Source organism: Alteromonas sp. KUL150, from assembly GCF_009811475.1.
Taxonomy (GTDB): Bacteria; Pseudomonadota; Gammaproteobacteria; order Enterobacterales; family Alteromonadaceae; genus Alteromonas; species Alteromonas gracilis.
The window spans coordinates 108110-116375 of record NZ_BLIJ01000057.1 but is presented as its reverse complement, the minus strand read 5'-3'; the positions used below and the strand labels follow the sequence as shown (position 1 = coordinate 116375).

Sequence of the window (8266 nt, the reverse complement as noted above, 5' to 3'; positions counted from 1 at the left end):
AACAAAAGAGGTACTTCGTTTGAAGTGGTGCGCATTTTACAAAAATTTTGGGGTAACGCAACCTTTAATTCTACTTTTTTTGTACCTCTTGGTCTGAATGCTTAAATCGTAAACACTTTCTCACGATAATAGCGCATTTCTTCAATAGACTCGCGAATATCATCGAGTGCCAAATGCACACCTTTCTTCTCGAACCCATCTAAAATCTCAGGTTTCCAGCGGCGGGTTAACTCTTTTATTGTGCTGACATCGATACTTCTATAATGGAAATAATCTTCAAGCTCTGGCATATACTTCACTAAAAAGCGTCTGTCCTGACCTATCGTGTTACCGCAAAGAGGTGATTTTCCTGCATCAACCCATTGCTCTAGAAATGCGATTGTTTGCTTGGCGGCTTCTTCCACACTAATTTTACTTTCTCGACAGCGCGCAGTTAACCCGCTTTCACCATGCACTCGTGTACACCATTCATCCATGTTGTCGAGCACGTCATCACTTTGGTGCACGGCTATCACTGGTCCTTCAGCCAAAATATTTAGCTGCGCATCAGTGACAATGGTAGCAATTTCCATCACCACACACGTTTCAGGGTCTAACCCAGTCATTTCCATGTCTATCCAAACAAGGTTACTGTCGTGTTTACTCATTACTTTCCTCATTGCGCTACAGGCATGGCAACCATGCCCTACAAACGGTATTATTGTCATAGTATACGTCAAACTAGAAAAGAATCGTGGCGAAAAAACCAAAACTTACACAACGACAGAAACGACAAGTAGCTGCAAATAGAAGCAAGCGCTTACAAGAGAAGCGCGGCACAAAAGGCGCTGCTAGCTTTGATGAAAGCACGTTAGAGAGCGGCACAGTAATTGGCCGTTTTGGTAAACATGCAGATGTTGAAGATAATGATGGCGCAGTTTCTCGATGCCATATTCGACGTACCGTAGACTCAGTGGTGTGCGGCGATAAAGTATTTTTCAGCAAAGGAGACGATGCCGAGTCAGGTGTAAGTGGCGTTATTGAAATTGTAAAAGACAGACACTCGGTTCTTACTCGCCCCGATTATTATGATGGCATAAAGCCTATAGCGGCGAATATAGACCGCATCATTGTGGTGAGCGCAATCTTACCAACCCTTTCCCTCAATATTATTGACCGCTATCTTGTGGCGTGCGAGGACATTGGCATCACGCCACTAATCGTACTTAATAAAGTTGAACTTCTGAGCGAAGAAGAGCGAGCAGAAGTGAATGAACAGCTCAAAACTTATGAAAAGCTAGGTTACGAGGTGCTATTTACTAGTTGTAAAACCGGTGAGGGTATCAGCAAACTTAATGAATACCTGAACGATAGCATTAGTGTTTTTGTAGGTCAGTCGGGGGTTGGTAAGTCGAGCCTTATTAATCAGGTTCTACCAGACGCCGATGAATTGACCGGTGATATTTCGGATAACTCTGGTCTTGGACAACACACCACCACCGCGGCTAAATTACTTCACTTACCTGCTGGCGGCGATTTAATTGATTCACCCGGCGTGCGGGAATTTGGCTTGTGGCATATTCCTACCGAGCGCATCACATGGGGCTTTATTGAATTTCGAGATTACCTAGGCGGCTGTAAATTTAGAGACTGTAAGCACTTGAATGACCCAGGCTGCCTATTAAGAGAGGCCGTTGAAGACGGTAAAATTAGCGCTGAGCGCTTTGACAGCTATCACCGAATATTAACGACCATGGAAGAGCAGCGGCCTAGTCATAGTCTGCCTCCAGGCTCGTAGTCGGCTTTTAGCATGCCATCCGTCTGGTTTCGCTGAATCAAGGTGGAACCTATTTTCACTATGAACCACGTGCTTATGCTTTTGCGTAAGCACTCATAACCCTAAAGTTGCTTTAAATACTACGACTTACTATACAATAGCGCTATCTATGCAGTGCGACATTACCTGCATAAAAGAAACGGAGATATTTTGTGTTAGATTGGCTTAAAGTTAATTTGCAATATGTAACCCCCAAGCACTTGCTTTCACGCCTAGTGGGCAAGCTTGCCGAAGCAGAAATGGGTAGCGTTACTACCTTTTTTATTAAGCTTTTTATCAAGCAGTATAACGTTGATATGACAGAAGCTCTGCATGAAGAGCCTGAGCATTACCGAAGCTTTAATAAGTTTTTCACTCGTCCACTTAAGCCTGAAGCACGTACCATTGATGCAAATGACGACGTACTCATCCACGCAGTTGACGGAACAGTGAGCCAGTTTGGTGACATTCATAGCGACAGCATCTTTCAAGCGAAAGGACACAACTTCAGCCTAACCACACTGTTAGGTGGAAAGCCCGATATTGCAGCGCCATTTAAAAACGGTAAGTTCGCGACCATTTATCTTGCGCCGCGCGACTATCACAGAATTCATATGCCTGTTGAAGGCACGCTTACAGATATGCTGTATGTGCCCGGTGAACTCTTCTCGGTAAACCCACTAACTGCGCAAAATATTCCCGGCCTTTTCGCCCGCAATGAACGTGTCGTTGCGCTTTTCGATACGCCTGTGGGAAAAATGGCGATGGTACTTGTTGGCGCAACGATTGTTGCCAGTATTGAGACTGTATGGGCAGGTACTGTTACCCCACCAGCGGGAAAAAACGTTCAACACTGGTCGTATGAAAAAGATAGTGAAGCAGCGGTGAAGCTAGAAAAAGGCGCCGAACTGGGTCGCTTCAAACTAGGGTCTACTATTGTGGTATGCTTCGAAAAAGACATGATTGACTTTGAGGAGCTAGCCTCTGGTATGGTCACCCGTCTTGGTGAGCCTATGGCATTGAAAGCGTCAGCACGCGATGACGAAGTAACAGAACAGCCTCCCCTAGACACAAAAGATAGTGGATCCGTTTTAGACGACTCAGGCAGTGACGCTAAAAAGGAAACGCCATCAGAGGGCGCCGACAGCTAATCTATGGATGCTGTTAAAAAAAGCCTGATATCACTTCATTTCACCGTAATCTTACTTGGTGGTACAGCTCTCTTCTCGAGGGTTGTGCCTCTAAGTGCCAGTGATATAACGCTGGTACGTTCAATATTTGCGTGCATCGCGCTGTTTGCGTTTTTAAAGCTGGCAAATAACAAAATAAAGCTTAATTCGAAAAAAGATTACGGCGTCGCGCTAGGTTTAGGTGTACTTATGGCACTGCACTGGGTGACGTATTTTGCTGCGATGCAGTTTGCTGGGGTGTCCGTGGGCATGATTGCTCTGTTCACGTTTCCGGTAATCACCGTACTTATTGAACCTTTTTTTGAGCGCGTACGTTTGGTATGGCAAGACATCGTATCAACCCTCACCGTGATTGTCGGCGTCTACCTTATTGTGCCAGAAACGTCCCTTGAGAATGATGTGACACTGGGTGTTTTGATTGGCATTGCTTCTGCTATTCTATATTCGTTTAGAAACCTCATTCATCGTAAGCATTTTAAACACTACAGTGGCGCACAGGCTATGGCATGGCAGACATTAGTTATCAGCGTTTTAATGTTTCCCGTCGGCAGTGAAGCCATTACTTCTGCTTCAGCTAATTCTTGGTTAATGCTGCTATTATTAGGCACGGTGTTTACTGCCCTTCCCCATGCATTAATTGCAGCAAGCCTTCGACATCTTAGAGCGAAAACCTTTTCTCTTATTGCCTGTATGCAGCCGCTTTATGGCGTTTTTCTAGCCATTATTTTATTAAATGAAAAACCCGGTTGGAGTGCGTTAATTGGCGGTATACTGATCACGTCTGCGTCAATCTACGAAACACTTAACACCCATAAATTGCATAGCGCTAACGACTCGTAACGCTCTGTTTTTAACGCAAGGATCTCTTCGCCTATGTTAATTTTTGCGCACCGTGGAGCCAGTAAGGCGGCACCTGAAAACTCAGTAAAAGCATTTAACCTTGCCTTTGAACAAAATGCAGACGGCATTGAATTCGATACCTATCAGCACGACAGCGGCATTGTGGTGTTTCACGACAGAACGCTGTCACGCAGGGCCCGAGAACCGGGCTATCTGCTGGACACGCAGTGGGAAACGCTAAGGAAAATGGATATTGGTGAAGGCGAACGCATTCCAACCCTTGCGGAAGCCCTTAACTGTGTTGCAGTTAATAAATGGTGCAATATTGAAATAAAGCACTTACAGGATGTTGATGGCTGGGTACATGAAGTTAAAACTGCTGTACAGCAAAGCGACATTGACACTGAAAAATTACTTATTTCTTCATTTAACCATCACTGGTTACAAGCTATTGCATCACGTTGGTCAGACGTAAAGATTGGTGCCTTGTCTGCCAGTTATGAACTAGACTGCACGGCAAGTGCACGCGCTCTACATGCATATTCCGTGAACATAGCTTTAGATGCCGTTGACAAGGAATTTGTTCAAACAGCGCAGCAAGATGGTTTTGACGTATTTGTTTACACCGTTGATGAGCCAAGAGATATGCTAATGCTTAAAGCGTGGGGAGTAGCAGGGATATTCACCAACGTACCCGATATCGCTCGCAAAGTACTCCTTTAATCCTTGTACTTTTAAACACAAAAACGAGCCATTGGCTCGTTTTTTTTCTGTCAGCAACCCAGACTACTTATTTAAGTTCGGTGGACAGATGCTCTGAAAAGACGGTGCGCTTGCAGCATTTGCACTGTCTACACAAACGCATATTTACCCAGTGACCCGCTACAATTAACGCCGCACCAATAGCAATGGTAAAGGGCTCGTAGTGATGGCCGAAAATATCTTTGTGCCAGTAGATGGCTCCACCTGTGAAAAGCAGCGCGAGTGGGTAATATTTACCGTGGTAGCGAATAGCGCCGCTAAGCAAAGCAACTGCACCTACGATAAGAGAAAACGTTAAAATTGTTCTTTCAAACCATACTTGCGCAAAAAAGCTTGAACCTATAAGCGGTAGCAGAGGCACCAAAACAGGCAGCGCTAGACAGTGCAGCGCGCACAAACCGGACACCCAGATGCCAAGTTTGTCTAGTTTTGTTGGATTCTCGTCAATTGGAGTCATTACTCTAATTACCACCGTAAAAGAAAATTTGTTCGCGGCATCATCGCCAGATGACGTTATATTATAACAGACTATTTAAAATGCGAAACGTTCACACATTAAATTTTGATCTTAATGAGATTAAAATAGACTAATTAAGTAGCGAAGACGTTGGAGAGACACTTGTAAGAGATGCTGTATGCGCGTGTTTTTCAGCAAATTGTTTAGCCACTTTAGGTGCGTGTGAAAAATAGTCGGCGACAGAGGTTAGCGTAAACCCTTCCCCTTCAAGTGAAGGAAGATGGGTGTTTAAGAAGTCTATCGTTGCAGGATGAGGATGGCCAATAACAACCACGTGCCCGTCTCTTTTAGCAATTTGCTTCATTTGATTAAACTGTTTAAGCAAGAACCTTGGGTCTAACTTATGATCAAGAAATACCTGTCGACTAGCATTAGGCACTCCTAGTCGCTCTGCAATTTCTTCGCCTTTCGTTAGCACCGTTGTGCGACTGTCGACGAAAAATAAACCTTGGCGCTTTACTTCTTTTAACAGTGCCTCCATCGCCTCATGTTGCCCAGTAAACGCGCTCCCCATATGATTATTAAGTCCCACTGCGTTGGGTAAACTTTTAATCGCTTTACGTACGTTATGCGTTATCGCTCCGGCAAACATATCTGTAGTCAGCCCAAGGGGCCCCATATCCTTACCGTTTTGCGCTTGCATAGGCATATGCAGCATAATCGCTCTGCCTTCTTGATCTGCGCGCCTTGCGATCTCAGAGGCCAATGGAGTCTGTGGGAGAATAGAAAAAGTAACTTCTTTAGGGAGAGAAAAAGCAGCGACATCGGACGGCCTGTACCCCAGGTCATCTAATATTATTATTATGTCTGACTTTGCTTTTACTTGAAGGCTAATTAGCCCGCATAAAACAAAGATTATACAAGGCATTAGCAGACGCAAAAGCATCTAAATTACATCCATTTTTCTTCATTATTATTAAGCGTAAGCGCACAATGTGGGCTGTCACCCATTGCTGGAATTTCTAGAATACCAACAACTGATTCAGTTTCAACTTTGTTTGTGCATAACCGTGCTAATCGAGCCAGGCGCTTGGATTAAGCGCCTTTCCTTTGTGACGGATTTCAAAATAAAGATTGGGGTATTCCTGACCACCGCTTCGGCCAACAAGCGCAATACGCTCCCCCTGCCTTACATCGTCGCCTGCTTGTTTAAGCAGAGCCTGATTGTGCCCGTAAACGCTCATGTAACCTTTACCGTGATCAACAATGGCAACTAATCCGAAGCCTCGAAGCCAGTCTGCATATAACACCTTACCAGGCGCAATACTATTGACCGGGTCGCCTTCTGCACCATCTATGACAATGCCCTTCCACGACACCTGACCTTGGCGGCGACTTCCAAATAAGTTACGTATTCTTCCGTTCACGGGCGGGGTGAGCTTTCCTTTAAGTTTCGCTAAACCCGCCATCGACACTTCCGCTTCTCTTGCCGCTCTCTCTGCAGCGATTCTCGCTGCTTCAATGGCATCTTTAAGCGCTTTTTCATCGGCTTGCAGTGACGCAATTCGCTGATTTTCTGAAGCTATCGTTTTGTTTATTTTCTTCAGTGTGGTCTTTCTGTCGTCCTGACGGGTTATCAAGACCGCGCGTTGGCCCTCTTGTTCCTCTTTAAGCGCCGCGAGTGACTGCGCCTTCTCATCAAGTTCAGCATTCACTTCTTCCAATCTCGCCACATTCGAGCGGAAGCTTTCTATTTCTTTCTGACGGGCTTTTGCAACGTATTGATAATAGGTAATAACCCGCTCAAATGTGCGAGCATCATCTTGGTAGAATACCATTTTTGCGTAGTCGTAATGCCCTGCCATAAATGCACTTTTAAGCTGGCTGGACAACAAAGATTGCTGTTTTCGGATGGCTGCTTTAAGCGCTTCCTGTTCGCTTTCAAGTGTGGCTTGTTCTTTTTGAACGTCTTTTAACGCTTGGCCAGTTGTCGCCAACGCTTTAGCGACTTTTGCAATTTCAAGCTCTGAAGCTTTAAGCACATTCTCAAGTTCTTGTGCACTGGCCTTATTGTTTTCTAGCACCTGCTGACGGGCGCGAAGTTCAGCCTGAAGTTCAGCTAATTTCTCTTTTTGAGCACTGGCATTACTTACTTGCGCAAAAGCACTACTTCCAATCGGCAGCAAAGTGAGGGCAATAATGCACCCGATGATTGAAAATAATGACCGTGCTGACATAACGTGCGCTTAAAACCTCAACTTATATCAATAATGAACTACCTGGTTTCATCATTGCTGCTAATAACCCAATTCAGTGTATCTGACGACTATCCATAAGCCCAGTGCAATTTATCCGTAATATCAATCATCTAAAGTATTTGACTAAGATGTACTACGCCTTGGACACATCTTACGTGAAGGTAGGCTGGTTTCTCGCCCAGTTTTCTATATACTTTGCACACTTTTCATGGTCTGTAGACAGGGTTAGAGGTAATGGATCAACTAATTGAATTTGCTAGCAACAATTTTATTCTTGCTGGTATTTGGGTTGCACTGATTGCGATGTTGATATTTAGCTACATCAGTGCATGGACATCGCCGGTAAAAGAGTTGAGCACTCACGAAGCAACACTTCTAATTAATAAAGAAGATGCAATAGTGCTAGACACACGCCCTGCGAAAGAGTTTAAGTCTGGTCATATTTTGGGTGCCAGACAAATTAAACCTGAAGAGTTGCGTGAGAAAAACTTTAAGAAACTTGAAAACAGTAAAGACAAACCCATTATCGTAGTATGCGCTATGGGTAATCAGGCTCGTGGTACAGCAAGCGCGATGCAAAAAGATGGCTTCGCTAATGTGAATGTATTAAAAGGCGGAATGAACGCATGGCAAAGCGCCAGCCTTCCCGTTTCTAAATAACAGGTAACCTTTATGAGCAAAGTAGAACTTTACACCAAGGGCCATTGCCCCTATTGCCACCGTGCAAAAGCACTGTTGACGCAAAAAGGTGTAGAATTTATTGAATACCCGATCGATGTTAAGCCTGAGCTGCGCGACGAGATGATCGAGCGCGCCAACGGCGGCTGGACTGTTCCGCAAATTTTCATTGACGATCAGCACGTTGGTGGCTGTGATGATATGATGGCTTTAGAAGCACAAAGCAAACTAAATCCGATGTTGGGTTTAGCGTAAGCGTCAGCGCATACAGCAACGCACTACATTA

10 protein-coding genes are annotated in these 8266 nt (G+C 44.7%); 6 read left to right on the top strand and 4 right to left on the bottom strand.

Going from position 1 to position 8266, the window contains the following annotated elements; translation table 11 throughout:
* Positions 1–101: 101 nt before the first annotated feature.
* Positions 102–647, bottom strand: a complete 546-nt coding sequence (orn, locus tag GVO62_RS13645; protein ID WP_105930503.1) for an oligoribonuclease — start codon at positions 645–647, stop codon at positions 102–104.
* 86 nt (positions 648–733) lie between these two features.
* On the opposite strand from orn, the gene rsgA reads away from it, so the two are divergent.
* The 4 genes from rsgA to GVO62_RS13625 all read left to right on the top strand — a co-directional run bounded on the left by rsgA (position 734) and on the right by GVO62_RS13625 (position 4548).
* Positions 734–1777 (top strand): small ribosomal subunit biogenesis GTPase RsgA, encoded by a 1044-nt coding sequence (gene rsgA / locus GVO62_RS13640; protein ID WP_159119700.1) that lies wholly within the window; start codon positions 734–736, stop codon positions 1775–1777.
* Positions 1778–1968: 191 nt separating this feature from the next.
* Complete coding sequence (gene asd, locus GVO62_RS13635; RefSeq protein WP_159119699.1) at positions 1969–2946, top strand: archaetidylserine decarboxylase; 978 nt, start codon at positions 1969–1971, stop codon at positions 2944–2946.
* A 3-nt stretch (positions 2947–2949) separates the two neighbouring features.
* Entirely contained in the window at positions 2950–3825 is an 876-nt protein-coding gene (locus GVO62_RS13630; RefSeq protein ID WP_159119698.1) for a DMT family transporter, read from the top strand.
* A 33-nt stretch (positions 3826–3858) separates the two neighbouring features.
* The gene (locus tag GVO62_RS13625) at positions 3859–4548 is read left to right on the top strand and encodes a glycerophosphodiester phosphodiesterase (RefSeq protein ID WP_159119697.1); all 690 of its coding nucleotides are present in this window, start codon (positions 3859–3861) and stop codon (positions 4546–4548) included.
* A gap of 67 nt (positions 4549–4615) precedes the next feature.
* Here the strand turns inward: GVO62_RS13625 and GVO62_RS13620 are convergent, their stop codons facing one another.
* From GVO62_RS13620 to GVO62_RS13610, 3 genes are all read right to left on the bottom strand, one after another.
* Entirely contained in the window at positions 4616–5044 is a 429-nt protein-coding gene (locus GVO62_RS13620) for a MerC domain-containing protein (protein WP_159119696.1), read from the bottom strand.
* Positions 5045–5174: 130 nt separating this feature from the next.
* Positions 5175–5972: a divergent polysaccharide deacetylase family protein gene (locus GVO62_RS13615; RefSeq protein ID WP_236547158.1), complete on the bottom strand. Its 798-nt coding sequence runs from the start codon at positions 5970–5972 to the stop codon at positions 5175–5177.
* Positions 5973–6117: 145 nt separating this feature from the next.
* Positions 6118–7281, bottom strand: a complete 1164-nt coding sequence (locus GVO62_RS13610; protein ID WP_159119694.1) for a murein hydrolase activator EnvC family protein — start codon at positions 7279–7281, stop codon at positions 6118–6120.
* Positions 7282–7536: 255 nt separating this feature from the next.
* Here GVO62_RS13610 and GVO62_RS13605 point away from each other — a divergent pair, with 255 nt between their 5' ends.
* Positions 7537–7962, top strand: coding sequence for a rhodanese-like domain-containing protein (locus GVO62_RS13605; protein WP_159119693.1), 426 nt, complete (start codon positions 7537–7539; stop codon positions 7960–7962).
* A 12-nt stretch (positions 7963–7974) separates the two neighbouring features.
* The gene (grxC, locus tag GVO62_RS13600; protein WP_014948069.1) at positions 7975–8235 is read left to right on the top strand and encodes a glutaredoxin 3; all 261 of its coding nucleotides are present in this window, start codon (positions 7975–7977) and stop codon (positions 8233–8235) included.
* Positions 8236–8266: the final 31 nt, after the last annotated feature.